Consider the following 25,297-nt stretch of genomic DNA (forward strand, 5'->3'; position numbering starts at 1 on the left):
TCCGGGCCTGGGCCATTGCCTCACGGTCCGTACGGTAGGGAATTGCGCCAGACGGCTACATGTGCATGCCGCCGTTGACGTGGAGCTCCTGCCCCGTCACGTAGCCCGCCTGCGGCGAGGCCAGGTACGCCACCGCATGCGCGATGTCGGCCGGCTTGCCCAGGTGGCCCAGTGGAATTTGCGACAGCAACGCCTGCTGCTGCGCTTCGGGCAGGCTGGCGGTCATGTCGGTCTCGATGAAGCCCGGCGCCACGCAGTTGACCGTGATGTTGCGGCTGCCCAACTCACGCGCCAGGGCGCGCGTCATGCCGGCCACGCCGGCCTTGGCGGCCGCGTAGTTGGCCTGGCCGGCGTTGCCCGACGCGCCCACCACGCTGGTGATGCTGATGATGCGGCCGTAGCGCTGCTTCATCATCGGGCGGATCGCGGCGCGGGACAGGCGGAACACGGCCTTGAGGTTGGTGTCGAGCACCGCATCCCAGTCGTCGTCCTTCAGCCGCATGGCCAGCATGTCGCGGGTGATGCCCGCGTTGTTGACCACCACGTGCAGGCCGCCGTAGGCCTTGACGATCTCGTCGACCAGCGCATCGAGCGCCGCGCCGTCGTTGACGTTGAGCGCTCGGCCGCGGCCGTCGAAGGCGCCGAGCGCGGACGTGATCTTCTGGGCGCTCTCTTCGGTGGTGCCGGTGCCGATGACCTTGAGGCCGCGCTGGGCCAGTTCCAGCGCGATGGCCGCGCCGATGCCGCGCGATGCGCCGGTCACCAGGGCGACCTGGCCTTCGAATTTGGGGATGCTCATGGGGTGTTCAGCAATTGCCGGGTTTCGGCGAGTGTCGCCGGATCGTAGACCGAGGCCGCGGCCAGGTCGGGCGCGATGCGCTTGGCCATGCCGGCCAGCACGCGGCCGGGGCCGCATTCGACCAGCGCCGAGACGCCGCGCGCCTGGAGCGCCTGCACGCTCTCGACCCAGCGCACCGGGCCCGCGGCCTGGCGCACCAGCGCGTCGCGGATGCGGTCGGCATCGGTCTCGACGGCCACGTCGATGTTGTTCAGCACGGGGATCTGCGGCGCGGCCAGTTCGACCGACGCCAGCTTCTCGCGCAGCGCCTCGGCCGCCGGCCGCATCAGGCTCGAATGGAAGGGTGCCGACACGGGCAGCGGCAGCGCGCGCTTGGCGCCCTTGGCCTTGAGCACTTCGCAGGCCTTGTCGACGGCGGCCTTGCTGCCGGCGATCACGGTTTGCATCGGATCGTTGAAATTCACCGCCTCGACCACCTCGGCACTGTCGGCACCGAAGCCGGCCGTGACTTCGGCGCAGCCGGCGATCACCTGGTCGGCCGCCATGCCCAGCACCGCGGCCATCGCGCCCACGCCCACGGGCACGGCCTGCTGCATGGCCTGCGCGCGGAAGCGCACCAGCGGCGCCGCCTGGGCCAGCGTGAGCACGCCCGAGGCCACCAGGGCCGAGTATTCGCCCAGCGAATGGCCGGCCACCACCGACGGCTTGGCGCCGCCTTCGGCCAGCCAGGCGCGCCACGCGGCCACACCGGCCACCAGCATCACGGGCTGGGTGTTGGTGGTCAGCGCCAACGCTTCCTTGGGGCCGTCGTGGATCAGCGCCGCGACGTCTTCACCCAGGGCGTCGGAGGCTTCGCGCAGGGTCTCGGCGACGGCCGGGTGGCCGCCCCAGGCGTCGAGCATGCCCACGGCTTGCGAGCCCTGGCCGGGAAATACAAAAGCAAAGGATGTCATCGGTTGTCTCTTATGGTGTGGATGCCGGGCCGCCGAAGCCCGCGCGGCATCCGGCCTCTACAGGGTCAGGAGCACCGCGCCCCAGGTGAAACCGCCGCCCACGCCTTCGAGCATGACGGTGTCGCCCTTCTTGACCTTGCCGCCGCGCACCGCCTCGTCGAGCGCGAGCGGAATCGAGGCGGCCGAGGTGTTGCCGTGCTCGTGCACCGTCACCACCAGCTTGTCCAGCGGGAGCTTGAGCTTCTTCGCCGTGCCTTCCATGATCCGGATGTTGGCCTGATGGGGAATCAGCCAGTCGATGTCGGCCTCGGTCTTGCCAGCCTTGGCCAGCGTGGTGCGGGCGGCTTCCTCGAGCACGCGCACCGCCAGCTTGAACACCGCCTGGCCGTCCATGTGCAGCAGCGGCGTGCCAAGCACGTTGCCGCCCGACACATGGCCCGGCACGCAGAGGATGCCGACGTGCTTGCCGTCGGCATGCAGGTCGCTGGCCAGGATCCCCGGCTCGTCGCTGGCTTCCAGCACCACGGCGCCGGCGCCGTCGCCGAACAGCACGCAGGTGGTGCGGTCGTTGAAATCGAGGATGCGGGAGAACACTTCGGCGCCGACGACCAGCGCGCAGCGGGCGCTGCCGGTCTTGATCATGGCGTCGGCCACGGTCAGGGCGTAGACGAAGCCGCTGCACACCGCCTGCACGTCGAAAGCCGGGCAGCCGGCGATGCCGAGCTTGTGCTGCAGGATCGCCGCCGACGAGGGAAAGACCATGTCGGGGGTCGAGGTCGCCACCACGATCAGGTCGACCTCGCTCGCCTGGCGGCCCGCGGCTTCCAGCGCGCGCTTGCAGGCCTCGAGGCCCAGGTCGCTGCTGGTCACGTCCGGCGCGGCGAAGTGCCGGGCCCGGATGCCGGTGCGCTCGACGATCCACTGGTCGGAGGTTTCGACGCCACGTTCGGCCAGTTCACGGGCCAGGTCGTCGTTGGTGACTCGGCGCGGCGGTAGGAAGCTGCCGGTGCCGGTGATACGAGAAAAGAGGGTCATCAGACGTGGAGCGAGGGCGCGTCGGCTGGCACCGCCGATTCCGGCCGCGCTAGCAGCGGCGCGGCACGGGCGATACGAGCCCGCACACGCTCGAGCAGGTTGTTGCGAGCGGCATCATAAGCGCGATCCAGCGCATAGCCGAAAGCCTCCTCGTCCGCCGAGCCATGGCTCTTGAACACCAGCCCGCGCAGGCCCAGCAAGGCCGCGCCGTTGTAGCGCCGGTGATCCAGGCGCTTTTTGAGCGCTTTTAGCACCGGATAGGAAACGATCGCAGCAAACTTGCTGAAGAGCCCGTTGGAATACTCGATCCGCAGGAAGTCCACGATCATCGAGGCCACACCCTCGGAAGCCTTGAGCGTCACATTCCCGACAAAGCCGTCACAGACGACGATGTCGGTCGTGCCCTTGAAGATGTCGTTGCCTTCCACGTTGCCGTAGAAGTTGAGATCCTTGGATTTGGCGGCAGCTCGCAGCAGAACGCTGGCTCTCTTGATCGTTTCGCTGCCTTTGATGGCTTCTTCGCCGACGTTGAGCAGTCCCACGCTGGGCGCCTCGTTGCCGGTGAGCGCCGAGACCAGCGCCGAACCGAGCACGGCGAACTGCAGCAGGTCTTCTGCGTCGCAGTCGACATTGGCCCCCAGGTCGAGCACCGTGGTGGCGCCGCCGGTCCGGTTGGGCAGTTGCGGGGCGATGGCAGGCCGGTCGATGCCATCCAGCGTCTTGAGCAGATAGCGTGCGATCGCCATCAATGCACCCGTGTTGCCAGCGGACACCGCAGCTTGGGCCACACCATCCTTGACCTGCTGGATCGCCACCCGCATCGAAGAATCCTTCTTCTTGCGCAGGGCGATCTCGATGGGGTCGTCCATCGCAACCACTTCGGTCGCGGGAATCACCTTGGCGCGGGCGTGCGAAAACCCGCTCAACGCGGCCGGCAAACCGACCACGAGCAGATGGGCCTCGGGGTGTCGCTCCAGGAATGCGCGGCACGCCACCAGCGTGACGCGGGGTCCGTGATCGCCACCCATGCAATCCACGGCAAGCGTGATTGCGGAAGGCGCTGGAGCTGAAATAGGAGAGATGACCATCAAAACAAAGGCCCGACGCTACAGCAAAAGTAGCTTCGGGCCTCGGCCTTGGGTTCGGAGATCAGGAGTCCGACTTGGTCTTCAGAACCTTGCGGCCACGGTAGAAGCCGTTCGGGCTGATGTGGTGGCGCAGGTGGATTTCGCCGGTGGTCGGCTCGACGGCGATACCGGGCACGACGAGTGCGTTGTGCGAACGGTGCATGCCGCGCTTGGAAGGCGACTTCTTGTTTTGCTGAACGGCCATGATGGCTCCTGGAATTCGGTTAGGTGAGCGGGCAAGCGGGGCGGCATCGACCTGGCGTCTTTTGCAGATCCTCCAGTGGAAACCCTGCAAAAAGGTCGACGGCGGCGCGCGCGAAGCCCTCGATTATAGCGCGGTCGATCCGGCTGCGCCAGATCACCCGCACCGGGCGCTATTCGCCCTTGGGTTTCTTGAGTCCGCCCAGCACCGCGAAGGGGTTGGGGCGGGCCTCGTTGGCCTGTTCGAAATCGGCATCTTCGGCCGACAACCGGACCGGTTCCGGGCATACGTCATGGCGCGGCGTGACCGGGATCTCCATGAGCAGCTCGTCCTCGATCAGACCCTTGAGGTCGAAGTCGCGCGCGGCCACCAGCACGTCTTCTTCCGATTCCTCATCCTCGATCGCGGCCGCCTCTTCGTCGGCCGCGAAGCGGAACCAGCGATCGACTTCGAGGTCGAGCGACACCGGACCCAGGCAGCGCTGGCAGACGAAGGGCAGCGTGGCCTCGGCGTGCAGGTGCAGCCAGGCGACCGGCGCGCCGTCGCTGCCGGTGCGGCTTTCGCCCTGGGCCGTCCAGGCCACCTGCGCATCGGGGGCCGATTCGGCGAGTTCGGCGCTCAGGCGGGCGTAGCCCACGACCGGGTCGCTGCCATGCAGGGTGGCGGCGGCCTCGGCGAAGCCGGTCACATCGAGGCGGGTAGGCACAAATTCTCTGTTCATCCCGGCCAGTCTAAACCGCTCACGCACAATCACGCCCCATGCAACGTCCGCTGATCCTCGCCTCGACCTCGCGCTACCGCCGCGAATTGCTCACCCGCCTCCAGCGCCCCTTCAGCGTCGAATCGCCCGAAGTGGACGAAACACCGCTGCCGGGCGAGACCTCGCTGGCACTGGCCCAGCGCCTGGCGCTGGCCAAGGCCCAGGCCGTGGCGGCCCGTTTCCCGAGCGCCGTGGTGATCGGCTCTGACCAGGTGGCCGACCTCCACGGCGAGCCGCTGGGCAAGCCCGGCGACCACGCGCGCGCCACCGCGCAGCTGCAGCGCATGCGCGGGCAGACCATGGTGTTCCAGACCGCGGTGGCCGTGGTCTGCGCCGAGAGCGGCTTCGTCGCCCACGACGTGGCCCCGGTGCGCGTGGTGTTCCGCGACCTGAGCGACGCGGCGATCGAGAACTACCTGCGCGCCGAGCAGCCTTACGACTGCGCGGGCAGCGCCAAGAGCGAAGGCCTGGGCATCGCGCTGCTCGAATCGATCGACAGCGACGACCCGACCGCCCTCGTCGGTCTGCCGCTGATCCGCACCTGCCGCATGCTGCGCGCCGCCGGGGTCGACCTGCTGTGAGCCGCGGCAAGCTCTACCTCGTGCCGGCCCCGCTGGACTTCGGCTGCGACACCCAGGCACCGCTGCAGGACGCCCTGCCGCTGGGCACGCTGCAGGCCGCGGCCGGCATCACCCACTGGATCTGCGAGAACGCCAAGACCGCGCGCGCCTACCTCAAGCGCATCGACGCCGTCGTGCCGCTGGCGCAGCCGCTGCAGGCGCAGCAGATCCAGGAGCTGCCGCGCGAGGTGCACAAGAAGGGCGACCATGCGGGCCAGTTCGACGCCCGCCCGCTGCTGGCGGCCGCGCTGGAAGGCCACGACATGGGCCTGATGAGCGAGGCCGGCATGCCGGCGGTGGCCGACCCGGGCTCGTCGGTGGCGCGCGCGGCACACGACCTGGGGCTCGAGGTGGTGCCGCTGACCGGCCCGGTGTCGCTGCTGCTCGCGCTGGCCGCCAGCGGCCTCAACGGCCAGAACTTCGCCTTCGTCGGCTACCTGCCGCAGGACGCGGACGGCCGCGTGCAGCGCATCCGCGAACTCGAGGCCCTGGCCTTGAGAACCGGCCAGACCCAGCTCTTCATCGAGACGCCCTACCGCAACGCCGCGCTGCTGCAGTCGCTCACCCAGACCTTGCAGCACCACACGCGCCTGTCCGTGGCGCGCGGCCTCACGCTGGGCAACGCCAGCGTGCGCAGCGAAACCGTGAAGGCCTGGCGTGCCAGGCCGGCGGCCACCGAGGACCGCCTGCCGGCCGTGTTCGCCATCGGCCGCTGAGATGGGCGCGACCTCCCGCGGCAACCGCTGGGCCACCCGGACCCAGTTCTTCTGCTCCGGCTTCATCTTCGCGACCTGGGGCGTGCATGTGCCGACCATCAAGACCCACTACGGCCTCGACGAGGCGCAACTGGGCTTCGCCATGCTGGCCGCGGGCGTGGGCGCGCTGTTCGGCATCACGCGCGCCAGCCGCTGGATCGGCCGCCACGGCGCGCGCCGGATCGCCGGCTGCGCGGGCACGGTCTACGCGCTGCTGATCGCCCTGCTGGTCCTGATGCCCGGCTATGCGGCGCTGCTCGGCCTGCTGGCCGCCTTCGGCCTGGTGACCAGCGTGTTCGACGTGGCCATCAACACCGATGCCGCGCAACTGGAAGCGCATGAAGGCGCGCACCTGATGAGCGGCATGCACGGCATGTTCAGCCTGGGCGGCATGGTGGGCGCGGTGAGCGGCGGCGCCGCGCTGGCCACCGGCATGGGCGTGCAGGCCCATCTGCTGGCCGTGGCCGCCGTGATGGCGCTCGCCATCGCGGGCTCGTCCACCCGCATGCTGCCCCGGCCCGCCGGCGTCGCGGCCGATGCCGACGCGGGCTTCCGCCTGCCGCGCGGCGCGCTGGTGGTGATGGGGGTGCTGGCGGCCCTGGGCCTGATCGCCGAAGGCGCGATCTACGACTGGAGCGTGCTCTACTTGAACCAGGAACTGGGGGCGCCGCAGCAGCAGGCTGCCTTGGCCTATGCGAGCTTCTCCGCCGCCATGGCCGCCGCGCGCTTCGGCGGCGATGCGCTGCGCGCCCGCTTTGCACCCGCGCAGCTGCTGCGGGCCAGCGCGCTGCTGGCCGCCGCCTCGATGACCCTGGTGCTGCTGACCGACCTCCCCTGGCTCGCGCTCGCGGGCTTCGCCGGCGTGGGCGTGGGCTTCGCGAACGTGGTGCCGATCCTGTTCGCGGCCTCGGCCCAGGTGCCGGGCGTCGAACCCTCGCGCGGCATCGCGGCGGTGTCGGCCGCGGCCTACCTGGGCTTCATGGCCGGCCCGCCGGTGATCGGACTGCTGGCGCGCGTCAGCTCGCTGACGATCGCGCTCTACACGGTGGTGGCCTTCGCGGTCGCGCTGGCCGCCTCGGCACGCTACGCGAACACGCGCTGAACGCGGGTCAGCGCAGCGCCGGCGCGCTGCGCAGCGCGCTCACCGAGGCATTGCCCATCGCGGCGCCGAACTTCTTGGCCAGTTTCTCCGCCACGTTGTCGCGGCGCGTGTAGTCGATCACGTCCTCGGCCTTGATCACCTCGCGCGCCACGTAGTCGACGTTGCCGAGGTGGTCGGCCAGCCCCATGTCCACGGCCTGCTGGCCGCTCCAGAACAGGCCGCTGAACAGGCCCGGCGTGTCGAGCTTGAGGCGGTCGCCGCGGCCGGCCTTGACCACGTTGATGAACTGGGTGTGGATCTGGTCGAGCATCTGCTGCGCATGGGCGCGCTGCGGCTCGCTCATCGGGCTGAACGGGTCGAGGAAGCCCTTGTTCTCGCCCGCGGTCAGCAGGCGGCGCTCGACGCCGAGCTTCTCCATGGTGCCGGTGAAGCCGAAGCCGTCCATCAGCACGCCGATGCTGCCCACGATGCTGGCCTTGTCCACGTAGATCTGGTCGGCGGCGGCCGCGATGTAGTAGGCGGCCGAGGCGCAGGTCTCCTCGACCACCGCGTAGACCGGCTTGCCGTGCTTGGCCTTGAGGCGCTTGATCTCGTCGTTGATGATGCCGGCCTGCACCGGGCTGCCGCCGGGCGAATTGATCAGCAGCACCACGCCCTTGGCGCCCGCATCCTCGAAGGCGGTCTTCAGGGCCGCGACCACGAATTCGGCGCTGGCGTCGGAGCCGTTGGCGATCTCGCCCTTGATCTCCACCACCGCGGTGTGCGCCGTGGTCGCGGCGGTGCTGGTCGCGGTGCGCGACACCGCGAACCAGGCCAGGAAGATGAAGAAGGCCAGCCAGCCCAGGCGCACGAAGGTCTTCCAGCGGCGTGTCGCGCGCTGCTCGCGCAGGGCGGCGAAGGCGAGCTTCTCGAGCGTGGCCCGCTCCCAGCCGGGTTGTGAAGTGGGATCGTTCTTGGACATGTTGGGGGCGGCTTGCGCGGAGGAAAGCGGCACGGGCCGCTCGAAGGGCTCGAAACCCTGGGGTTCCGTGCGGGTGGGTTCGGTCATGTGGGTGTGCGCAGCCTGCGGGCAAACGACAGCTGCGAGAGGAAAGGAAGGGAGGGCATCCTAGAAAACGAGCGGCAGCAGGTTCCAGTCAGTATGCCAGTGCACCACGCCGTCACGCTCGCTCAGGGTGATCTTCACCAGCCCGCCACGGCAGGGCCCGCCGGCGCAGTCGCCGGTGTCGGGCTGGTAGGCCGCGCCGTGCGTAGCGCACAGCAGCCACTGCCCGCTGTCGTCGAAGAAGCGGTCGGGCTGGTAGTCCATCTCCATTGCCACGTGGGTGCAGCGGTTGAGGTAGGCGTGCGGCTGGCCCTCGAAGCGAATGGCGAAGGCGCGCAGGCTCTCGCCCTGGTGCACGACATCGAAGGACACGGCCCGCCCACCCTCGACCAGGTCGGCGGAATTGCACAGGGGAATGATGTCGCTCATGGCTGCTCGTCGATCAAACGATGCGTGGAGGTTGGCGGTCAGGCATTGTCCCGCAGCCAATCCGACAGTTCGGCGACAGAGTGGGCCACATGCAACGGCGACAGCGCCTCGAAGCCGGCCACCTCGTGCGCGCCGTAGCCCACGCCCACGCCCGCGCAGCCGGCATTGACCGCCAGCTGCAGGTCGTGGGTGGTGTCGCCGATCATCAGCGTGCGCTCGGCCGGCACGTCGAGTTCTTCCATCAGTTCGAGCAGCATGCGCGGATGGGGCTTGCCATGCGTCTCGTCGGCGGTGCGCGAACCATCGAAGCGGCCCCGCATGTCGCGCGCGGCCAGCGCCTCGTTGAGGCCGCGGCGCGACTTGCCGGTGGCGATGGCCAGCAGGTGGCCACGGGCCTTGAGCGCGTCGAGCATCGGCAGCACGCCGTCGAACAGCATCACGTCGTCCTGGTGCTGCAGGTAGTGGTAGCGGTAGCGGGCGCCGAGCTCGGCGTACTTCTCGCGCGGCACGTCGGGCGCGGCGCGGGCCAGCGCCTCGGCCAGGCCCAGGCCGATGACCCAGGCGGCGTCGCGCTCGTTGGGCCGGGCGCCGCCGACGTCGACGACCGCCTCCTGGATGCAGCGCGCGATCAGGCGGGTGGAGTCGTAGAGGGTGCCGTCCCAGTCGAAGACGATCAGGTCGAAACGGCGGGCGGAAACAGCATCGGTCATGGGGAAGGCGCAGGCGAAGGTGGGGTGGCGAGCGAAGCCAGGGCTTCGGGTGGCAGGAAGGCCAGGAGTTCCGGCGGCAGGTCGGCCTGCAGCGAGATCCGCTGGCCGCCCGCCGGGTGATTGAACTGCAGCCGCCAGGCATGCAGGAACATGCGCTTGAGGCCGCGTTTTTGCAACTGGCGGTTGCGTTCGAAGTCGCCGTACTTGTCGTCGCCGGCGATCGCGTGGCCGGCCGAAGCCAGGTGCACCCGGATCTGGTGCGTGCGGCCGGTCTTGATGGTCACGGCCAGCAGCGAGGCGGGTGCGGCGTCGCCCGGCAGGGCGAAGCTCGCCAGCACGCGCACCAGCGTCACCGCGTGCATCGCATCGGGATGGTCCTTGGCCACCACGCGCACCCGGCGTTCGCCGTCCGGCAGCAGGTACTTGGCCAGCGGCGCGTCCAGCACCTTGCGGTTGGCGGGCCAGCGGCCCTCGACCAGCGCCAGGTAGGTCTTGCCGGTCTCGCGCTCGCGGAACTGATCCTGCAGCGCCAGCAGCGCGCTGCGCTTCTTGGCCACCAGCAGGATGCCCGAGGTCTCGCGGTCGAGCCGGTGCACCAGTTCGAGGAACTTGGCGCCCGGGCGCGCGGTGCGCAGCTGTTCGATCACGCCGAAGCTCACGCCGCTGCCGCCGTGCACCGCGACGCCCGCGGGCTTGTCGATGGCGAGCACTGCATCGTCCTCCAGCAGGGGCGGGAACTCGCGCGGCGGTGCCGGTGGCGCCCCGCCCTCCTCGGCGCGCGCCGAGATGCGCACCGGCGGCAGGCGCAGCACGTCGCCCACCTCGATGCGCGTCTCGGCCTGGGCCCGGCCCTTGTTGATGCGCACCTCGCCCGACCGGATGATCCGGTAGACATGCGTCTTGGGAACGCCTTTCAGATGGCGGAACAGGAAATTGTCGAGTCGCTGCCCGGCCGATTCCTCATCGACCGTCAGAAAACGGACTTCGGCCGCTTCAGGGCCCGGCTTCGCACCTATAATGTTTTTCACCAGCGCGGTCTTGTAAGTGCTTGATTAAGCAGAAGTTTAGAGCACCACCGAAAGCGCTGTGAGGTCGATGCCGTTTGGGCGCCGAGTCCGCAAACCCCGCGCTGAAGCGCAAAGTGGCAGACAAGACGCCCCAGCCAAGCCGACGCCCACGAAACACCGATACGGAATACCCAGCCGGCAGGCTCCAAGCTGCCGGCGGATCGAAGCGAGCCCACTTGTGTTGATGCTGCTGATTCAAATTTGCCTGCGCCCGCTGATGCCAGCGGCCTCCGGCATGGAATTGTCCGCAGCGCGCGCCACCCCTGCGCAATCCGCCATGACATCCATGGCGACTCGACACCGTCGCGGGCTCGCCCCCATCCATGCGCCCCCTCGCCTGCTGCCGTTGAGCTGACGCTCGACAACGGCCGGCCGCGTTCACGCGGCGGCCAGGCAGCCGGAGTGTTAGCGGCAATTCCCCCTCGTTTCGCGAAGCGTCGTCCGTGCATCGTTGGCCCGTCAGGGGCCGGTTCGAACGCATATATCTATTAAGGACAACGCATCATGAAGCGGATGTTGATCAACGCCACGCAGCCGGAAGAGCGCCGCCTGGCCATCGTCGACGGGCAGAAGCTCCTCGACTACGAAATCGAAATCGAAGGGCGCGAACAGCGCAAGGGCAACATCTACAAGGCCGTCGTCACGCGCGTCGAGCCCTCGCTCGAAGCCTGTTTCGTCGACTACGGCGAAGACCGCCACGGCTTCCTGCCCTTCAAGGAAATCTCCAAGCAGTACTTCGCCGAAGGCGTGTCGGCCAGCCAGGCCCGCATCCAGGACGCGATCCGCGAAGGCCAGGAACTGGTCGTGCAGGTCGAGAAGGAAGAGCGCGGCAACAAGGGCGCGGCCCTGACCACCTTCGTCTCGCTGGCCGGCCGCTACGTCGTGCTGATGCCGAACAACCCGCGCGGCGGCGGCGTCTCGCGCCGCATCGAGGGCGACGACCGGGCCGAGCTCAAGGAGGCGATGGACCAGCTCGAGTACCCGAAGGGCATGAGCATCATCGCGCGCACCGCCGGCATCGGCCGCTCGGCGCCCGAACTCCAGTGGGACCTGAACTACCTGCTCAAGCTCTGGACCGCCATCGACGGCGCGGCCAAGGGCGCCAAGGGCGCCTTCCTGATCTACCAGGAATCCTCGCTCGTCATCCGCGCGATCCGTGACTACTTCAATCACGACATCGGCGACATCCTGATCGACACCGACGACATCTACGAGCAGGCCCAGCAGTTCATGGCCCACGTGATGCCGGAGCATGCGGCCCGCGTGAAGCGCTACCGCGACGACGCGGCGCTGTTCAGCCGCTTCCAGATCGAGCATCAGATCGAGTCGGCCTACGCCCGCACCGTGCAACTGCCCTCGGGCGGCGCGATCGTGATCGACCACACCGAAGCGCTGGTGTCCATCGACGTCAACTCGGCCCGCGCCATCAAGGGCGGTGACATCGAAGAGACCGCCACCCGCACCAACCTCGAGGCCGCCGACGAAGTGGCCCGCCAGATGCGCCTGCGCGACCTGGGCGGCCTGATTGTCATCGACTTCATCGACATGGACGAGTCGAAGAACCGCCGCGAGGTCGAAAGCCGCCTGCGCGACGCGCTCCGGCAGGACCGCGCCCGCGTGCAGTTCGGCTCGATCAGCAAGTTCGGCCTGATGGAAATGAGCCGCCAGCGCCTGAAGCCGGCGCTCAGCGAAGGCTCGTCGATCCCCTGCCCCCGTTGCGGCGGCTCGGGCCACATCCGCGACACCGAATCGAGCGCGCTGCAGATCCTGCGCATCATTCAGGAAGAGTGCCTGAAGGACAACACGGCCGCCGTGCACGTCCAGGTGCCGGTCGAAGTGGCCTCCTTCCTGCTGAACGAGAAGCGCCCCGAGATCGCCAAGATCGAGCTCAAGCAGCGCGTGACCGTGCTGATGGTGCCCAACAAGACCTTCGAGACGCCGCACTACAAGCTCGAGCGCCTCAAGCACGACGACCCGCGCCTCGACCACATCCAGGCCAGCTACAAGATGGCCGAGGAGGTGGAAGACCCGACCTCGGTCACGCGCCGCTCGCAGGAACCGACCAACAAGCAGACCCCGGTGATCAAGGGCGTGCTGCCCGACGCACCGGCACCGGTCGCCGTGCCCAAGCCCGAACCGGTCCGCCCGCCCGTCGCGGTGCAGCCACCCGTGGCGCCGCCGCCCGCGGCCCCCGTGGCCGCGCCGGCCGAAGGCGGCTTCTTCGCCTTCATCAAGCGCCTGTTCGGCGCCGAGACGCCCGCGGCCAAGCCCGCGGCGGCTTCCAGCACCGGCACCCCCGCCAGCGCCATCCCGGTAGAAGCACCGAAGCCACGCCGCGACGGCCGTGGCGGACGCGACGGCGAAGCCCGTTCGGCGCGCGACGGCGAACAACGCCGCGGTGGCCGCGGTGAAGGCCGTGGCGGCCGTGACGGCGAAGGCCGTGGTGGTCGCGACGGCGAACGCCGCGGCGGTCGCGGTGGCGAACGTTCGGGTGAACGCGCCGGCGAACGCCAACCGCGTGAAGCCCGGACCGAACTCCGCAGCGACGCACCCGTGCGTGAAGCACGCGAACCGCGCGAGCCCCGTGAACCGCGTGAAGGCGGCCGCGAAGGCCGCGGCCCGCGCAACGGCGGCCGTGGCGAACGCCGCGACGCCGACCGTCCGGTGACGCTGGAAGGCGCGGACGGCCAGCAGGAAGCGGTCCAGAACCTGGCGCCGGCCGTCGATGAAAACGGTGCGCCGATCGAGCGCGCACCGCGCGCCCGCCGTGAACGCGGCGAGCGTGGCGAACGTGGTGGCGAGCGCAACGGCGAGGCACGCGAACGCGGCACCGCCGAAGCGCCCGCGCGCTTCCTGAACGGCGATGCGTCGTCTTCGGACGGCACGAGCGCCGAGCGCAACGAGCGCGCGCCGCGTGAGGAACGTGCGCCGCGTGAAGAACGCGCCCCCCGCGAAGACCGTGCGCCGCGCGAAGAGCGCACACCGCGCGAGGACCGCGAGCCCCGTGGCGAACGCGCCGGTGAAGGCCGCCGCGAACGCCGCGACGGCACGCCGCGCCCTGCCGAGTCGGCGCCCGACGCCCTCGCGGCCGTGAATCCCGAGGCGCTCGAAGGCCAGGCCGACAACGGTGCAGCGACCGAGCAGGCCCCTCGCCGCGACGGCGACGAACGCCGCGGTCGCTCGCGTGACCGCTACGGCCGTGATCGCCGCGAGCGCGCACCGCGCGAAGGCGACGAGACGGTCGCGGCCACGGAAGCCGAAGCCGTTGCTGCGGAACCGGCGGCTCCCGTCGCCGTCACACCCGCGCAGCCGGTCGCCGAAGCCGTGGTGGCGGCCGCTCCGGTCGTTGCGACGCCGGTGCCCGAAGTCCAGGCCGCGCCGGTGGAAGCCGCTCCGGTCCGCACCGAGCGCGCGCCTCGCCCCGCGGCGGCCGCACCGGCGGTGGTGCACAGCCAGCCGGCCAACGGCCGCGGCGCGCTGCCGAAGGTTCAGCCCTTCGAGTTGCCCCTGGCGGAACTCGCCCAGGTGGCGGAAGGTTCGGGGCTGCATTGGGTGAACTCCGATGCCGAGCGCGTCGCACAGGTTCGCGCCGCCATCGCGGCCGAAGTCAAGCCGATCCACGTGCCACGCGAACGCCCGCCCGTGCCGGTGCTGGACGAAGGCCCGCTGGTGCTGGTCGAAACGCGCCGCGACCTGGCCGCCACGGTGTTGCCGTTCGAACGCGCCGCGCACGAGGGCGACACCGCTCGCTGAGCGCCGCCCCCCTGGGCACCCGCTCAGGGTGCCCGCATGCCGACCCCGACGTCGGCCGCCTTCACCGGCGGCCGACGTTTTTTTTCGCCTTCCTGAAGCCAGGCGCTGCGCTGGTCGCCCTGCCCTCGCCTCGGAAACAAGTAGCAACAAAGGTCCTCGGAGAGTGTGATTTTTCTTCGTACAAAAGTTCTACAAACGTATTTAGAATGTTGCATCGCACAACATGAAGTGGGACGTGAAATAGTGCCGGTCTGCGGTCTCTATAAAAAATGAGTACCGTAGACTTACAGGACAAACTAGAACAAATGTGTTCAAATTCTTTCCTGTAGTATTAAAGCGTTACACTGCCGCGCCGTAGGCAGAAACCCCAAGGGGATTCACATGTTTCGTACCGATTCGACTGCGCAAGGCCATCTGCTCAGGCACCGCCCCTCCGGGCGCGGGGAGCCCGCACCCACGCCCATCGCCGCACAACCGAAGGGTCTGACGCCGTTGCAACGCGGCCTCAAACGAAGCGTGGACATCGTCGCGGCCCTGACCTTCTTCACCTTCTTCGGCCCGATCTACCTGGTGGTGGCCCTGGCCGTCGCCATCAGCATGGGCCGGCCGGTGCACTTCTTCCAGACCCGGATGGGCGAAGGCGGCCAGCGCTTCAAGTTCTACAAGTTCCGCTCCATGGTGCGCAACTCCGAGAGCATCCTGGACGACTACCTGAGCAAGAACGACGTGGCCCGCACCCAGTGGGAAACCTTCCAGAAGCTCGAAGTGGACCCGCGCATCACCCCGCTGGGCCGCCTGATCCGCAAGCTGAGCCTGGACGAGCTGCCGCAGTTCTGGAACGTGCTCAAGGGCGACATGAGCCTGATCGGCCCCCGCCCCTGCATGGAGCGCCAGCGCAGCCTCTACGGCAAGCACTGGGACCACTATTGCGCGATGCGCCCCGGCATCACCGGCCTGTGGCAGGTGAGCGGCCGCAACCGGCTGTCCTACGCCCAGCGCGTCGAACTCGACGCGCAGTACGTCAACAACTGGTCGCTGTGGCTGGACATCAAGATCCTCGCCAAGACCGCGACGGCGGTGATCTCGGGCGAAGGCTCGCGCTGAGCGGGCGAAGGCCTGGAAAAGCGGCGGCTCGGCAACGGGCCGCTTCGCCTACCGCTTCCAGCCTCGCGCCAAACGAGGGATGATGCGGCGCAGAGGCCCGCCCCAGCGGATCGAGCGGCCGATGCGCCGCCCGGCCGCCGGTCCTCTCGAACCTTCTTCCTTCCAGCGGCGGCCCGACGGTCAACCTATCTCAGAGATTTCATGAACGCGCTTCGCAAAGGCATCTACGTGGCGGGCCATCGAGGCATGGTCGGCAGCGCCATCGTGCGCACGCTCGAAGCCCTCGGCCACGAACGCATCATCACGCGCACCCACGCCGAACTCGACCTGACCGACCAGGCCGCCGTGCGCGACTTCTTCGCCACCGAGAAGCCCGACGCGGTGTACCTCGCCGCGGCCAAGGTGGGCGGCATCCATGCCAACGCCACCTACCCGGCCGAGTTCCTCTATGCCAACCTGATGCTCGAGGCCAACGTGGTCCACGAAGCCTGGCGCAGCGGCGTGACGCGGCTGCTGTTCCTCGGCTCGAGCTGCATCTACCCGCGCCTGGCTGCGCAGCCGATGGCCGAGGACGCCCTGCTCACCGGCAAGCTCGAGCCCACCAACGAGCCCTACGCCATCGCCAAGATCGCGGGCATCAAGCTCTGCGAGAGCTACAACCGCCAGTACGGCACCGACTACCGCAGCGTGATGCCGACCAACCTCTACGGGCCCGGCGACAACTACCACCCGGACAACAGCCACGTGCTGCCGGCGCTGATCCGCCGCTTCCACGAAGCCCGGGAGGCCGCCGCGCCGTCCGTCGTGATCTGGGGCACGGGCACGCCCAAGCGCGAGTTCCTCTATGTGGACGACATGGCCGCAGCCTGCGTGCACGTCATGGACCTGCCGCGCGACCGCTATGCGGCCAGCACCGAGCCGATGAACAGCCACATCAACGTCGGCTGCGGGGAAGACCTGTCGATCGCCGAACTGGCGCAGCTGGTGGGCGAAGTGGTCGGCTACCGCGGCGAGATCCGCTGCGACGCCAGCAAGCCCGACGGCGCGCCGCGCAAGCTGCTCGATATCTCCCGCATCCGCGCCCTGGGCTGGGCCCCGCGCATCGGCCTGCGCGAAGGCATCGCGAGCGCATACCAGGACTTCCTGGCCCACGAACGCGTGGCCGCCTGACATCCCAGCGCCCATGCAAGCTGCCACCTCGCTCTCCCTGATTCCGCCCGGCACCGGCGGGGTGCGCGACTACGCCGCCATTGTCGGCAGTTCGATCCATGCGCCGGTGCGCGAACTCTCCGCCCAGACCGACACCCGGGATTGGTCGGGCGACGTGCTGCTGCTGCATTTCAGCGGCTACGGCTATCACAAGCGCGGCATTCCCTCCTGGCTGCTCAAGGAACTCGCGAGCCTGCGCGAGCGCTTTCGCGTGTTCGGCGTGGTCTTTCACGAGCTCTATGCCTCCGGCCCACCCTGGCGTTCGGCCTTCTGGCTCAGCGGCATGCAGCGGCGCATCGCCAGCGAGCTGGCAGGCCAGGCCGACTTCTGGCTCACCAACCGCGAACGCGCGGGCCATTGGCTGCGCGAACAGGCGCCCGAGGCGCCACACCGCGTGCTGCCCGTGTTCTCGAACGTGGGCGAGCCCGCCGCGGCCGAACACGAACGCGAGGCCTCGATCGTGGTCTTCGGCAGCGCCGGCATGCGCGCACCGGCCTATGCCTGGAACGATGGCGAGATCTTCCGCTTCGCCAAACGGCATGGCCTGCGCATCGACGACGTCGGTGCGCCGCTGCAGGACCGCGCCCTGGCGAACCGCCTGATCGAGGAAGGGGTCCAGGTGCGCGGCATGCTGCCGGCCAAGGAGGTGAGCCGGGCCCTGTCCCAGGCACGCCACGGCGCGCTGGCCTATCCCGCCGACTTCGTCGGCAAGAGCGGCATCTTCGCTGCCTACGCCTCGCATGGCACCTGCCCGATCCTGCTCACCAAGGACCTGGCGCCCTGCGACGGCATGCGGCCCGATGTCGAGTACGCCGCCGGCTTCGATGCGCTGGAGCGCGATCCGGGGCTGGACCCGCAGGCCATCGGCCAGGCCGCGCGCCGCTGGTACGAGCCGCACTGCATCCAGGCCCACGCCGCGGCCCTGCAGGCGCTGAGCCGGAGGGCCCGCGCATGAAGCAGGGTGCCGTCTATTCCCAGCCGATGCCGGCCGCGCCGGGCGCCCGCGCCGCGGGCCGCGCGTCGACCCTCAGCGCGGCCGGCCGCATGTTCATCGCGGTGCTGCTGATCGTGGTGTTCGAGGGCGCGATGCGCAAATGGGTGGCGTCGTCGCTGACGCTGCCGTTGATCGGTCTGCGCGACCTGCTGGCCGTGGCGGTGGTGGCCCAGGCCGCCTGGTCGGGCCAGCTGCATCGCTACGCCAAGGTGACGGTGCCGCTGCTGGCCTGGTCCTGCTGCGTGATCGCCTGGGGGCTGATGCAGATGGTGGCCGGCGAGAGCTCGCCGATCGTGTTCCTGATCGGCATGCGCTTCTGGCTGCTCTACATCTGGTTCGGCGTGGCCGCCGCCGCCTCGATGAACGAGGCCGACTACCGCGCGGCCGTGCGGCTGGTCGTCGCCACCGTGATGGTGCTGGCGCCGCTGGCGGTGCTGCAGCACTATTCGGCGCCCGGCGCCACCATCAACCGCCAGCTCGACGGCGACGAGGACACCGTGTTCGTGGCCATCGCCGGCGTGGTGCGGACCACCGGCACCTTCAGCTTCACCTCGGGCTACGCCACCTACCTGATCATGGCGGCGCCGCTGGTCTTCGGCGTGCTCGCGGCCCGCAAGCAGGGCCGTCGCCAGCGCCTGTTCGCCTTCCTCGGCTTCGGCGCCTTCCTGCTGTGCAGCCTGATGAGCGGCTCGCGCGCGGCGGTGCTCTCGGCCGCCTTCATGCTGGCCGCCTACCTCGCCACGCGGGTGCTGTTCGCCCGCAACCGCGACAAGCCGGCGGCGCTGGGCGCGGCGCTGGTGGCCTGCGTGCTGACCGCGGCCTTCGTGTTCTTCCTCTCCGACGCGGTGCAGGTCACGCAGCAACGCTTCGAGCAGGCCGCCAGCGGCGAGGATTTCGCCGACCGCCTGCTCGCCACCTTCATCGGCGAGCCGAACGTGTTCGGTGCCTCGACCTGGCTGGGCGCCGGCCTGGGCGCGGGCTCGAACCTCGCGACCGCGCTCAACGCGAGCGCCACCAACTTCGGCCTGGCCGAATCGGAGACCGGCCGCATCCTGCTCGAGGGCGGCCTGCTGGGCTTCGCCTTCATCGCCCTCAAGGTGCTGCTGCTGCTGACGGCGCTGGTCTCCAGCATCCGGCTGTCGGCCCAGCGGCACAGCGGCTTCCCGATCCTCGTGTGGCTGACGCTGGTGATCTCGCTCATGACCTGGCCGGCCATCGGCCAGCTCACGGCCAACGCACTCCTGGGCCTGCTGCTGGCTTACTTCCTGCTGCTGTTCCGCTATCCTTCGAACGATTTCTTCCCGGTGCGATTGCCCTCCAAGTGAGCGGTGGCTGCGACGGACGCCGATCCGCCTCTTCCCCTTTTTCGCACCGATGAAACTCCTCGTCTACGGCATCAACTTCGCGCCCGAACTCACCGGCATCGGAAAGTACAGCGGCGAAATGGTGGCCTGGCTGAGTGCACGCGGGCACGAAGTGCGCGTGATCACCGCCCCGCCCTATTACCCCGAGTGGAAGGTGCATGCGGGCTACAGCGCGACGCGCTACGCCCGCGAGACCTGGCACGGCGCGCAGGTGTTCCGCACCCCGCTGTGGGTGCCCACCAAGGTCAACGGGACGCGCCGGCTGCTGCACCTGGCGAGCTTCGCGCTGGCCAGCATCCCCGCGCTGCTGGCCCAGTGGCGCTGGAAGCCCGACGTGATCTGGATGACCGAGCCGCCGCTGTTCTGCACCCCGGCCGGGCTGGCCTTCGCACGGCTGCGCTCGGCCAAGGCCTGGCTGCACATCCAGGACTACGAGGTCGATGCGGCCTTCGAGCTGGGCCTGCTCAAGGGGGCCCGCCTGCGGTCCTTCGTGGCCGGCGCCGAGCGCTGGCTGCTGGGCCGCTTCGACCGCGTCTCGACCATCTCGCAGCGCATGCTCGAGCGCGCCAGCGCCAAGGGCGTGCAGGCCACGCGGCTGCTGTCCTTCCCCAACTGGGCCGACATCTCGGCCATCCGGCCGCTGGCGGGACCGAGCCCCTACCGCGCCGAACTCGGCATCGCCGACGATGCCGTGGTCGCGCTCTATGCCGGCAACATGGGCGCCAAGCAGGGCCTCGAACTGCTGGCGGACCTCGCGCTCGCCTTGCGCGCGCGGACCGACATCGTGTTCGTCTTCTGCGGCGGCGGCGCCGGCCGCGACGCGCTGATGGCGCGCTGCGCCGGGCTCGACAGCGTGCGCTTCATCGACCTCCAGCCGGTCGAGCGCCTGGGCGACCTGCTGGGCCTGGCCGACGTCCACCTGCTGCCGCAGCGCGCCGATGCGGCCGACCTGGTCATGCCCTCGAAGCTCACCGGCATGCTCAGCAGCGGCCGGCCGGTGCTGGCCGGCGCGCGGCCCGAAACGGAGCTGGGCCAGGTGGTGGCGCAATGCGGGCGCATCGTGCCGCCGGAAGACGCCGCGGCCTTCGCCGAAGCCCTGCTGCAGCTGGCCGCCGATCCCGCGCTGCGCCGCGAACTCGGCCTGCGCGCCCGCCGCTATGCCGAGGAGCGCCTGGACCGCGACGCGGTGCTGGCGCGTTTCGAACGCGACCTGCAGGACTGCATCGGCCGGCGCGTGGACTGAGCGGCCTGTCCTGGCACCGCCCATGAAAAAACCGCCTCGAGGGGCGGTTTTTTCATGGGCGGACGGGGCATGCCGCCCCGCCGGATCTCACTGCTCGTCGGGCAGGATGCTGTCGTAGTTGTAGTTGGTGTAGCGGTAGCGCCCGTACTTGTAGGGCGTGTAGGCGCGGCGCTCGACGTCCATGGCGTTGAGCAGCACACCGGTCGCGGCGCGGCCGCCCAGGGCCAGGCGGCGCGTGCTTTCGCGCAGCTCGCCCATGGTCGACTGGTCGGCGCGCGCCACCAGCAGCACCGTGCCTGCGTGCGCCGCCACGGTCATCGTGTCGGCCGCCACCAGCACCGGCGGGGTGTCGATCACGATCAGGTCGTACAGCTCCGAGAGTTTCTCCAGCATCGACTTGAAGGACTCCGACACCAGCAGCTCCGAGGGGTTCGGCGGCAGCTGGCCGGTGGCCAGGAAGTCGAGGTCGGGCACCACCTGGCGGTGCACGGTCTGCTGCACGGTCAGGCTGCCGGCGATCAGTTCCGACAGGCCGCCATGGCGCTGCAGCCCGAAGTACTGGTGCGCATGGCCGCGCCGCAGATCGGCGTCGATCAGCAGCGTGCGCTTGCCCGCGGCCGCCATCAAGGCCGCGAAGTTGGCCGTGACGAAGCTCTTGCCCACGCCGGGCGTCGCGCCGGTGATCAGCACCCGGTTGTTGGGCGCTTCCAGCATCGCGAACTGCATCGCGGTGCGCAGGCTGCGCAGGCTCTCGACCGCCGGGTCGTCCGGGTGCTCGATGGCCAGCAGGCGCACGCCGGTCGCACCGGTGAGCCGGCGCTTGGCGATGCCGTCCTGCGCATTGCTCAGCGGGATGGTGGAGAAGACCGGCAGCCCGCTGTGGCTCTCGACTTCATGCGGATCCCGGATGCGCTGCTCGATGAAGGCATTGCGCAGGTAGGCGGCGACGATGCCCAGGAACAGGCCCAATGCCAGCGCCGCGCCGACGATGACCGAGCGACGGGGCTTGACCGGCAGTGTCGGCACCAGGGCCTCATCGAGCACGCGCACGTTGCCGACCTTGCCTTCCTTCACCAGTCGCAACTGCAGTGCGTTGTTCAGCAGCGACTGGTAGAGCTCGGTGTTGACCTTGACGTCGCGCTCCATCCGCACGGCTTCCTGCTGGATCGCCGGCAGGCCCTTGATGCGCGTCTGGATGTTGCCGATGTCGCGCTGCAGCGCGGCGATCTGCGCGTCGAGCGTCTGCACCGACGGATGCTCGGCGGTGAAGCGGCTCTCGAGTTCGCGCCGGCGCTGCTGCGCCTCGAGCAGCTTGCTCTGGCGGTCCACCGCCTCGCCCAGGATGGCCGTGGCCTCTTCGCCGAAGGCGACGGTGGCCTTCTGGTTGCGGAAGCGGTTGTAGATCTCTTCGGAAGCCTCGAGCTGGCGCTTGAACTGCGGCAGCTGCACGTCGAGGAAGGCCAGCGTCTTCTGCGCCTCGGCCGCCTTGCGTTCGATGTTCTGGCGCACGTACTGGGCGCCGACCGCGTTCAGCACGCGGGTGATCTGGTAAGGGTTGTTGCCGCGCGTCGACACCTCGATGATGCCCGACTGCTTGCCGCGCTCGTAGAGCGACAGGCCGGCCTGCACCTCGGCCACGACACCGGACTTGCGATGCCGGACCAGGTCGAATTCCGCGCCTGCCTTGCCGGACAGCCGGTCGATCATGAGCTCGACCGTGCCCTCGTCGGTCTGCGACTTCAGCAGCGTGCCGACGGTGCCTTCGAGCGGCGCCGCGAGGCGCGGATTCGTCAGGCTGTAGCGGCCGCCGCCCAGGGCCGTCACGCGGAACTCCGAACCCTCCAGGCCCTCGGGCACGTCGAAGCTCGAGGCGACGATCTGCTCGGTGCCCGACACATAGCCCTTGAGGCCCAGGAAGCCCGGCTCCGACAGCCCGTTCGAGCGGCGCGCCATCCAGCCGCCGATGTAGGGGATGTAGCGCGGTGAACTCGCGATGTAGAGCTTGCTGGCCTCGACCGCGGGTGCCACCACCATGCGCGAACGGATGATCTCCATCTCGGCGCTGGTCGGGGTGCGCAGGTCGAACAGGCCGGCGGCCTCGTTGAGCACGCCCTTGGAGTTGTTGCCGTTGCCATCCTCGACCTGCACGACCACGGCGGTCTCGTAGACCGGTCGCGCCAGCAGGGCGTAGGCGATGCCGATCGCCAGCACCACCAGCGTGATCGCCAGGATCACCCACTTCTGCGCGCGCAGCACGTCGACGTAGCGACCGAAGTCCACGTCACCGCCGCCCTCGCTGGCTGTGGGCAGGTCGGTGTTGGAATAAGGAGTGGTGGAATTCATCGGCTGGATACTCTGAAAATCAGCGCGTCGACGGCCGCGACAGGTCGCGCACCGAGGTGGCGGTCGCGGTCGAGGGCAGGATGAGACTGATCACGCGGTTCCACTGCACCAGCGGCACGGGATCGACATAGACCACATCCCTCGGCCGCAGCGCGAACTGGTCGGCCAGCGCCAGCGCCGTGGGCGTGCGCGCATCGAGATGGAACAGCGACTGGCCGCCCTTGGGCTCGTTGCGCACGACGTAGATCTGGCGCGGGTTGGCCGAGCTCAGGTTGACGCCGCCGACCTCGCTCAGCGCCTCGTTGAGGCTCAGGCGGCCGTTGCGCATCGGGATGGCGGCCTGCTGCAGGACCTCGCCCATCACCGTGACCTTGCGCTCGTCGCGCCCGCGCACCATCACCATGTCGCCGTTCTTCAGCGGAATGCGGGTCGGGTCGACGCCCGCGCCGGCCAGGCCCACCAGGTCCAGCGTGGTGGTGACGCCGTTGCGCGTCAGGGTCACGAAGGAACGGTCGCCGTTGGGCAGCAGCCCGCCGGCGCGGTTGAGCGCTTCGGCCAGCGTCATGGGAATGTCGGTGAACACCAGCAGGCCCGGCGAGCGCACTTCGCCTTCGACATAGGCGCGCTTGCTGCGGAAGGCGGTCACGCGCACGCTCAGCTGGGGTTTCTTGAAGACGCGGGACAGGCGCTGGACCAGCGTGTCCTCGATCTGCTGCACCGTCATGCCGGCGGCATTGAGCGGACCGGCATAGGGAAAGGTCAGCTGGCCGGTGTCCGAGACGATGAAGCCCGGCGCGGGCGAGATGCTCGCCGGATCGGCCACGGTGGTCGCCGGCGTGCTGCTGAAGGCAATCTCCGGATGGTCGTAGACCACGATGCCGATCACGTCGCCCGGGCCAATGCGGTAGGCCTCGGGGTTGCCGATCAGCGCCAGCACCTCGGGGCCGATGCCGGCCGAGACGGCCTTGTTCTGCGCCTGGATGAGCGCCGGGGTGATGGCGGTCAGGGCGCCGGCGGGCGGCGGGTCGTCATTGGGGCCCGCATAGCCCGAGGGCGACACGGCTTTGCTGGCCTCGCTGCTGGCCGAGCTGAAGCCGGGGGCGAGCGGAGCACAGCCCTGCAGCACCAGGGCGGCAGAGACGAACAGAGCAGCGTGTACTACAAAACTTTTCAAACCGGACTCCACAGAAACCAAAATGAATACTTTTGGAAACAGTTCCGACTGTACAGCAGGTCACATGATTCCTTCAAATTGTTTCTTGGGGTATCGCCGACAGTGGCCGGCGCGATCGTGCACAAGGTCACGATGACCGGGTCGAAAGTGAAGAAAAGAGCGACTCACCCCGGCGCCGCGGGCTGGCTGCGCGCGCCGTACCGTCCCTTGGGATACCCAGGAAGCCCTAGAGGTTTTCCGTCTGCGCCGCGCGCTTCCAGGCCGCCAGAGCCTGCGGCGCATCATCGCGCGCTTCGGCCAGTTGGGCCAGTGCCAGCCAGGCGCGCCGGTAGAGTTCGGTGTCCTGCAGGCCCAGGCCGGCCTGCGTCAGCAGCTGCTGGGCCTTGCCCCACAGCTGCCGCTTCATGCAGGCCATGCCGGCCAGGTACTGCAGGTTGGCGTCGCGCGGGTTGTTGCGCTGGGCCGATTCGATGCGCGCCAGCCAGTCGGCGTCGACCGAATCCAGGCCCGCCTCCAGGGCCCGCGTGAGCCGCACGCGCAAGCCGTCGCCCAGGCTGCGCGGCTGCTCGACCATCCGCTCCCACACCGGCAGCAGCCAGCTGCGGGCCACCGCCAGGTCGCCGTTGAGCAGCACCATGCGCTGGGCGGCCTGGATCGCGACTTCGGGCATCTCCCGTTCGTTGCTCTCCAACGCGCCCCAGGCACGCAGCAGTTGCGCCGCGTCATGGGAATCCGACAGCACCTCGGTCGCCAGGCCGCGCACGATGCTTCGCGCCGCGGCCTCGGAGAAGGCCCGGTGCTTGGCCAGCAGGCGCGCCGTCTGCAGGGCCTCGAGCGTGCGGCGCTCCTGCCGCGCCGCCTTGAGATGCAGGCGCAGGGCCAGCGTGCGCCGCTGCACGCCCTGCGGCAGCTCTTCCAGGCGCGCCAGCGCGGCGGCCGGGTCGCGGTCTTCGAGGGCCCAGCGGGCCGATCGCAGTTGCACGCCTTCGCGGGTCTCGGGGCTGAGCACGCCGCGCTCGGCGCTCTCGTTGAGCGCCAGCTGGAGATGGGCATCGCGCGCCGGCCGGTCCTGCAGGGATTGCGCGCTTTCGGCGGCCAGCAGGTGCGACAGCACCCGCAGCTGGCGCGCCTGCGGCAGGGACACGTCGAGCCCCTCGAGCGCGCGCTCCTGCGCCAGCGCGGCCAGCGCCGCCTTGCGGGCGCGCGAGAAACGCCCGGCGATCAGCTGCACCATGGCGTCGAGCAGCGAGGAATGCAGCGCGCGTTCCTTCTGCTGCACCCGCCATTGGCGCGCCTGGTGCGGCAAGGACAGCAGCGCCGCCAGCGCGCGCAGGGCGGCATAGAGCAGCACGAAGGCGCCGGCCAGCAGCAGCAGCACCAGGTTGAGCGACAGGTCGACCCGCCACGGCGGCCAGAACACCGTGACCGTGCCCTGGTTGTTGCCGGCGAACAGCGCCACCGCGGCCGCAATGCCGAACAGCGCGAGGAGCCAGAGTGCGGCGCGCATCG

Annotated in this window: 22 protein-coding genes; 9 read left to right on the forward strand and 13 right to left on the reverse strand. The window is 69.5% G+C overall.

Going from position 1 to position 25,297, the window contains the following annotated elements:
* Positions 1–55: 55 nt before the first annotated feature.
* The 6 genes from fabG to A9977_RS08700 form a co-directional block, all read right to left on the reverse strand.
* Positions 56–799: a 3-oxoacyl-ACP reductase FabG gene (gene fabG, locus A9977_RS08675; RefSeq protein ID WP_183024490.1), complete on the reverse strand. Its 744-nt coding sequence runs from the start codon at positions 797–799 to the stop codon at positions 56–58.
* Complete coding sequence (gene fabD / locus A9977_RS08680; RefSeq protein WP_183024491.1) at positions 796–1,752, reverse strand: ACP S-malonyltransferase; 957 nt, start codon at positions 1,750–1,752, stop codon at positions 796–798. The genes fabG and fabD overlap by 4 nt, the downstream gene beginning before the upstream one ends.
* Positions 1,753–1,809: 57 nt before the next feature.
* Positions 1,810–2,787: a beta-ketoacyl-ACP synthase III gene (locus A9977_RS08685; RefSeq protein ID WP_183024492.1), complete on the reverse strand. Its 978-nt coding sequence runs from the start codon at positions 2,785–2,787 to the stop codon at positions 1,810–1,812.
* The gene (gene plsX, locus A9977_RS08690; RefSeq protein ID WP_183024493.1) at positions 2,787–3,875 is read right to left on the reverse strand and encodes a phosphate acyltransferase PlsX; all 1,089 of its coding nucleotides are present in this window, start codon (positions 3,873–3,875) and stop codon (positions 2,787–2,789) included. The genes A9977_RS08685 and plsX overlap by 1 nt, the downstream gene beginning before the upstream one ends.
* A gap of 61 nt (positions 3,876–3,936) precedes the next feature.
* Positions 3,937–4,119, reverse strand: a complete 183-nt coding sequence (gene rpmF, locus A9977_RS08695) for a 50S ribosomal protein L32 (protein WP_183024494.1) — start codon at positions 4,117–4,119, stop codon at positions 3,937–3,939.
* 169 nt (positions 4,120–4,288) lie between these two features.
* Positions 4,289–4,837, reverse strand: coding sequence for a DUF177 domain-containing protein (locus A9977_RS08700; RefSeq protein ID WP_183024495.1), 549 nt, complete (start codon positions 4,835–4,837; stop codon positions 4,289–4,291).
* A 38-nt stretch (positions 4,838–4,875) separates the two neighbouring features.
* Here A9977_RS08700 and A9977_RS08705 point away from each other — a divergent pair, with 38 nt between their 5' ends.
* Genes A9977_RS08705 through A9977_RS08715 form a run of 3 tightly spaced genes read left to right on the forward strand, consistent with a single transcriptional unit; the run spans position 4,876 to position 7,353 of the window.
* Positions 4,876–5,457: a Maf family nucleotide pyrophosphatase gene (locus tag A9977_RS08705; RefSeq protein WP_183024496.1), complete on the forward strand. Its 582-nt coding sequence runs from the start codon at positions 4,876–4,878 to the stop codon at positions 5,455–5,457.
* Entirely contained in the window at positions 5,454–6,212 is a 759-nt protein-coding gene (locus tag A9977_RS08710) for an SAM-dependent methyltransferase (protein ID WP_183024497.1), read from the forward strand. Before A9977_RS08705 ends, A9977_RS08710 begins: the two co-directional genes overlap by 4 nt.
* A 1-nt stretch (position 6,213) precedes the next feature.
* A complete protein-coding gene (locus A9977_RS08715) occupies positions 6,214–7,353 on the forward strand; it encodes an MFS transporter (RefSeq protein WP_183024498.1) in 1,140 nt (379 codons plus the stop codon).
* A 7-nt stretch (positions 7,354–7,360) separates the two neighbouring features.
* Here A9977_RS08715 and A9977_RS08720 read toward each other — a convergent pair whose 3' ends face one another.
* The 4 genes from A9977_RS08720 to A9977_RS08735 are packed head-to-tail and all read right to left on the reverse strand — an operon-like array spanning position 7,361 to position 10,565.
* Positions 7,361–8,401 (reverse strand): S49 family peptidase, encoded by a 1,041-nt coding sequence (locus tag A9977_RS08720; RefSeq protein ID WP_183024499.1) that lies wholly within the window; start codon positions 8,399–8,401, stop codon positions 7,361–7,363.
* Positions 8,402–8,461: 60 nt separating this feature from the next.
* A complete protein-coding gene (locus A9977_RS08725) occupies positions 8,462–8,827 on the reverse strand; it encodes a Rieske 2Fe-2S domain-containing protein (protein WP_183024500.1) in 366 nt (121 codons plus the stop codon).
* A 38-nt stretch (positions 8,828–8,865) separates the two neighbouring features.
* Positions 8,866–9,537 carry an HAD-IA family hydrolase gene (locus A9977_RS08730; RefSeq protein ID WP_183024501.1) on the reverse strand — a complete coding sequence of 224 codons (672 nt, stop codon included), beginning with the start codon at positions 9,535–9,537 and terminating at the stop codon, positions 8,866–8,868.
* Positions 9,534–10,565: an RluA family pseudouridine synthase gene (locus tag A9977_RS08735; protein WP_183024502.1), complete on the reverse strand. Its 1,032-nt coding sequence runs from the start codon at positions 10,563–10,565 to the stop codon at positions 9,534–9,536. The genes A9977_RS08730 and A9977_RS08735 overlap by 4 nt, the downstream gene beginning before the upstream one ends.
* A gap of 543 nt (positions 10,566–11,108) precedes the next feature.
* Here A9977_RS08735 and A9977_RS08740 point away from each other — a divergent pair.
* The 6 genes from A9977_RS08740 to A9977_RS08765 all read left to right on the forward strand — a co-directional run bounded on the left by A9977_RS08740 (position 11,109) and on the right by A9977_RS08765 (position 20,271).
* Complete coding sequence (locus A9977_RS08740) at positions 11,109–14,357, forward strand: Rne/Rng family ribonuclease (RefSeq protein WP_183024503.1); 3,249 nt, start codon at positions 11,109–11,111, stop codon at positions 14,355–14,357.
* 516 nt (positions 14,358–14,873) lie between these two features.
* The gene (locus A9977_RS08745) at positions 14,874–15,461 is read left to right on the forward strand and encodes a sugar transferase (RefSeq protein ID WP_310936106.1); all 588 of its coding nucleotides are present in this window, start codon (positions 14,874–14,876) and stop codon (positions 15,459–15,461) included.
* Positions 15,462–15,662: 201 nt separating this feature from the next.
* Positions 15,663–16,631 carry a GDP-L-fucose synthase gene (locus A9977_RS08750; protein WP_183024505.1) on the forward strand — a complete coding sequence of 323 codons (969 nt, stop codon included), beginning with the start codon at positions 15,663–15,665 and terminating at the stop codon, positions 16,629–16,631.
* A 13-nt stretch (positions 16,632–16,644) separates the two neighbouring features.
* Positions 16,645–17,625, forward strand: coding sequence for a hypothetical protein (locus tag A9977_RS08755; RefSeq protein WP_183024506.1), 981 nt, complete (start codon positions 16,645–16,647; stop codon positions 17,623–17,625).
* On the forward strand, positions 17,622–18,989 hold the full coding sequence (locus A9977_RS08760; RefSeq protein WP_183024507.1) for an O-antigen ligase: 1,368 nt from the start codon (positions 17,622–17,624) through the stop codon (positions 18,987–18,989). Before A9977_RS08755 ends, A9977_RS08760 begins: the two co-directional genes overlap by 4 nt.
* 49 nt (positions 18,990–19,038) lie before the next feature.
* Positions 19,039–20,271: a glycosyltransferase WbuB gene (locus A9977_RS08765; protein ID WP_183024508.1), complete on the forward strand. Its 1,233-nt coding sequence runs from the start codon at positions 19,039–19,041 to the stop codon at positions 20,269–20,271.
* An 87-nt stretch (positions 20,272–20,358) separates the two neighbouring features.
* Here the strand turns inward: A9977_RS08765 and A9977_RS08770 are convergent, their stop codons facing one another.
* The 3 genes from A9977_RS08770 to A9977_RS08780 form a co-directional block, all read right to left on the reverse strand.
* A complete protein-coding gene (locus A9977_RS08770) occupies positions 20,359–22,614 on the reverse strand; it encodes a polysaccharide biosynthesis tyrosine autokinase (protein WP_183024509.1) in 2,256 nt (751 codons plus the stop codon).
* 19 nt (positions 22,615–22,633) lie between these two features.
* Complete coding sequence (locus A9977_RS08775; protein ID WP_220811623.1) at positions 22,634–23,788, reverse strand: polysaccharide biosynthesis/export family protein; 1,155 nt, start codon at positions 23,786–23,788, stop codon at positions 22,634–22,636.
* Between the two features lie 226 nt (positions 23,789–24,014).
* Positions 24,015–25,295, reverse strand: a complete 1,281-nt coding sequence (locus tag A9977_RS08780) for a heme biosynthesis protein HemY (protein WP_183024511.1) — start codon at positions 25,293–25,295, stop codon at positions 24,015–24,017.
* Between the last annotated feature and the right edge of the window lie 2 nt (positions 25,296–25,297).

Origin of the sequence: Variovorax sp. UMC13 (assembly GCF_014170375.1) — a bacterium.
Classification (GTDB): Bacteria; Pseudomonadota; Gammaproteobacteria; order Burkholderiales; family Burkholderiaceae_C; genus Variovorax.

Coding starts and splice junctions, on each gene's coding strand:
- A9977_RS08770 (WP_183024509.1), bottom strand. CDS start 22,614: ATGAATTCCACCACTCCTTATTCCAACACCGACCTGCCCACAGCCAGC.
- A9977_RS08685 (WP_183024492.1), bottom strand. CDS start 2,787: ATGACCCTCTTTTCTCGTATCACCGGCACCGGCAGCTTCCTACCGCCG.
- A9977_RS08705 (WP_183024496.1), top strand. CDS start 4,876: ATGCAACGTCCGCTGATCCTCGCCTCGACCTCGCGCTACCGCCGCGAA.
- A9977_RS08755 (WP_183024506.1), top strand. CDS start 16,645: ATGCAAGCTGCCACCTCGCTCTCCCTGATTCCGCCCGGCACCGGCGGG.
- A9977_RS08720 (WP_183024499.1), bottom strand. CDS start 8,401: ATGACCGAACCCACCCGCACGGAACCCCAGGGTTTCGAGCCCTTCGAG.
- A9977_RS08740 (WP_183024503.1), top strand. CDS start 11,109: ATGAAGCGGATGTTGATCAACGCCACGCAGCCGGAAGAGCGCCGCCTG.
- A9977_RS08730 (WP_183024501.1), bottom strand. CDS start 9,537: ATGACCGATGCTGTTTCCGCCCGCCGTTTCGACCTGATCGTCTTCGAC.
- A9977_RS08780 (WP_183024511.1), bottom strand. CDS start 25,295: ATGCGCGCCGCACTCTGGCTCCTCGCGCTGTTCGGCATTGCGGCCGCG.
- A9977_RS08725 (WP_183024500.1), bottom strand. CDS start 8,827: ATGAGCGACATCATTCCCCTGTGCAATTCCGCCGACCTGGTCGAGGGT.
- A9977_RS08750 (WP_183024505.1), top strand. CDS start 15,663: ATGAACGCGCTTCGCAAAGGCATCTACGTGGCGGGCCATCGAGGCATG.
- A9977_RS08700 (WP_183024495.1), bottom strand. CDS start 4,837: ATGAACAGAGAATTTGTGCCTACCCGCCTCGATGTGACCGGCTTCGCC.
- A9977_RS08760 (WP_183024507.1), top strand. CDS start 17,622: ATGAAGCAGGGTGCCGTCTATTCCCAGCCGATGCCGGCCGCGCCGGGC.
- A9977_RS08765 (WP_183024508.1), top strand. CDS start 19,039: ATGAAACTCCTCGTCTACGGCATCAACTTCGCGCCCGAACTCACCGGC.
- rpmF (WP_183024494.1), bottom strand. CDS start 4,119: ATGGCCGTTCAGCAAAACAAGAAGTCGCCTTCCAAGCGCGGCATGCAC.
- A9977_RS08715 (WP_183024498.1), top strand. CDS start 6,214: ATGGGCGCGACCTCCCGCGGCAACCGCTGGGCCACCCGGACCCAGTTC.
- fabG (WP_183024490.1), bottom strand. CDS start 799: ATGAGCATCCCCAAATTCGAAGGCCAGGTCGCCCTGGTGACCGGCGCA.
- plsX (WP_183024493.1), bottom strand. CDS start 3,875: ATGGTCATCTCTCCTATTTCAGCTCCAGCGCCTTCCGCAATCACGCTT.
- fabD (WP_183024491.1), bottom strand. CDS start 1,752: ATGACATCCTTTGCTTTTGTATTTCCCGGCCAGGGCTCGCAAGCCGTG.